This window comes from Bradyrhizobium sp. KZN70725 (assembly GCF_055264925.1).
On record NZ_JBUYWT010000144.1, the window covers coordinates 1 to 2,812 of the forward strand.

At 62.0% G+C, this 2,812-nt stretch carries 2 protein-coding genes and 1 pseudogene; all 3 read right to left on the reverse strand.

Features of this window, described 5'->3' with window-relative positions:
- Positions 1-159 precede the first annotated feature (159 nt).
- Positions 160-558, reverse strand: coding sequence for an MAPEG family protein (locus tag ACZBJS_RS42195; RefSeq protein WP_316397214.1), 399 nt, complete (start codon positions 556-558; stop codon positions 160-162).
- Between the two features lie 73 nt (positions 559-631).
- Positions 632-2,440 (reverse strand): PHA/PHB synthase family protein, encoded by a 1,809-nt coding sequence (locus ACZBJS_RS42200; RefSeq protein ID WP_229189456.1) that lies wholly within the window; start codon positions 2,438-2,440, stop codon positions 632-634.
- A gap of 278 nt (positions 2,441-2,718) precedes the next feature.
- Positions 2,719-2,812 (reverse strand): annotated as a pseudogene (locus ACZBJS_RS42205) (IS5/IS1182 family transposase); the annotation flags it as partial.

Sequence of the window (2,812 nt, forward strand, 5' to 3'; positions counted from 1 at the left end):
GTCGAGCCGATATCCCCAGAAGCATCGAAATCCTCGTGCCGCCAGAGAACTTGCCGATCCTAAGCTGGCTCGGTATCAAACCGTCAAAATCACTGTGACGAGCCACTAGTTGATGCCGCGCCGGCGCGGCTGTCGCCGCAACCGGCGGGAAGTCGGAGCTCAGACGACTTTGAAGATCGCGAGCGCCAGCACCGCCTGGGCGAGGAAGCCGACCGTAAAGGCCAGGGTGCGGAACACCGGCAGGCCGAGCGTGTACACGATCAGGTGGGCGAGGCGGGCCCAGAAATAGACGGCGCAGGCGAGCACGGTCCATTTGGTGGAATAGTCGGCCGCGTTGAGGATCAGGACCAGCGGCGCGAAGATCACGAGGTTCTCGACCGCGTTGTCATGGGCGAACATCAGCCGGTTGGCCCATTCCGCGTGCGGCTTGTCGTTGCGCGAGGGGTTGCCCATGGCGGCGGAGAGGCCGCGCACCTGGCAGCGGTTGATGATGTAGGGGATCCACAACAGCCCGGTCAGGATCACCGTCAGTGACAGCCAGAACAGTTCGCGCGTCATCGTCTCCCCCTCACGTGAATTCGATTCCCGACCGTCGGGACCGTCTGTTTATAGCTGAGCGGGAGACTTGGCGCTACGCGCGGACGCGGACATAGCTGCCCGGGGCGTCCTCGAGCACCTGCGTGCCGTTGGAGCCGACCATGCGCGCCGGGACCGTCTCCGGATCATGGCTTTCCAGCCAGCCGCGCCAGTCGGGCCACCACGAGCCCTTGTGCTCCTCGGCTCCCTTCAGCCAGTCGGCGAGCTTCATGTCCTTGATGTTGTCGTTGGTCCAGTACTGGTACTTGTTCGACGCGGGCGGATTGACCACACCGGCGATATGGCCGGAGCCGGACAGCACATATCTCACCGGGCCGCCGAAGAACTGCGAACCGTAGAGCACCGATTCCGCCGGCGCGATGTGATCCTCGCGGGCGGCGAGGTTGTAGACCGGCACCTTCACCTTCGACAGATCGAGCAGCGTGTTGTCCAGCACCATGGTGCCGGTCGACAGCCGGTTCTCCAGATAGCAGTTGCGCAGGTAGTAGGAGTGGTTCGACGACGGCATCCGCGTCGCATCCGAATTCCAGTGCAGCAGGTCGAACGAGGACGGCGTCTGGCCTTTCAGATAATTGTTCACGACATACGACCAGATCAGGTCGTTCGAGCGCAGCATGTTGAAGGCCATCGCCATCTTGCTGCCCTCGAGCACGCCGGATTCCTGCATGTCGCGTTCGAGCGCCGAGATCTGGTCCTCGTCGACGAACACCAGGAGATCGCCGGCATGGGTGAAGTCGACCTGCGCGGCAAAGAACGTCGCCGACGTCACGCGCTGGCGGCGCTTCTCGGCGAGATAGGCGAGCGTCGAGGCGAGCAGGGTGCCGCCGACGCAATAGCCGGCGGTATGCACCTTCATCTCGCCGGTGACCTTCTCGATGACGTCCATCGCCGTCAGCGGGCCTTCGGTCATGTAGTCGGCCCAGGTCTTCTTGCCGAGCTCCTTGTCCGGATTGACCCAGGAGATCACGAACACCGTGATGCCCTGGTCGACGCACCATTTGATGTAGGATTTCTCGGGGCGCAGATCGAGGATGTAGAACTTGTTGATCCAGGGCGGCACGATCAGCAGCGGCGTGCGCAGCACGTTCTCGGTCGCCGGCGAATACTGGATCAGCTGCATCAGCTCGTTCTGGAAGATCACCTTGCCCGGCGTCGTCGCCATGTTGACGCCGACCTCGAGATTGCTCGAGTCGGACTGGCGGATCCGCAGCGTGCCGTGGCCGGCCTCGATATCCTCGGCCAGCATCTTCATGCCGCGCACCAGATTGTCGCCATTGGTCTCGACGGTGGCGCGCAGCACCTCCGGATTGGTCAGCACGAAATTCGACGGCGCCAGCGCGTTGGTGATCTGCTGGACGTAGAATTCGGCCTTCTTGCGCGTGTGAGGATCGATCCCGTCGGCGTCATGGACCAGCTGCTGCGCCCATTTCGAGGTCAGCAAATAGAGCTGCAGGATGAAGTCGAAGAACTGGTTCGACTTCCATTCCGGATCTTGGAAGCGCTTGTCGCGCGGGGCCGGGGCGATCGCCGGCTTGGCATCGGCCTCGCCGGCCATGCGGCGCACCGCCGAGCCCCAGAGATCGAGATAGTCCTTGCCGAGCTGCATCTGCAGCGACGAGGCGCGCTCCTTGTCGGACAGCCAGTATTCGGCGATCACGCTGAAGGTCTTGATGACCTCACCGAGCTCATTCGGCGGCTTGTCGCGGACTTCTCCGGTCTGGCGCGGCTTGAGATAGGCTGCCAGCGCCTGGCCGCTGCTCTCCATCGCCCGCGCGATGTTCATGGCGAAGGCTTCGGCGTTGAATTTCGGGGTGGCCTGGGTGTCGGTACTAACGTTGCTCATCTGAGGTACAATATCGCGTCGTTTGGAGGGCGTCATCGCGCGGTGCGGCAACGCAAATCAGTCAAAATCCAGCATTTCGCTCTGTTGCGGTGCGAGAAAAAATCTTTGTTCCGTCATATTGAAGCCTCAGGGGTCGCTTTTGGTGTTCCCGCTTTAAGCGTTTCGGGCGACAATGGTTTGAAACGCTAAAGTCGAAATTAACGCAGCGGGGACGCTGCAAGGCTCGTACCAGTGCGACCCGTGTCGGCAACGTGCGACGTGCGCGCTAGAGCCTGTCCTCAGTTGAGCAAGATGAAAGCTGAGGCCAAGTGGATGCCGGCGAGAAAGTTTCTGGCGAGTTTGTCGTAGCGGGTCGCGATAGCGCGAAAGTGC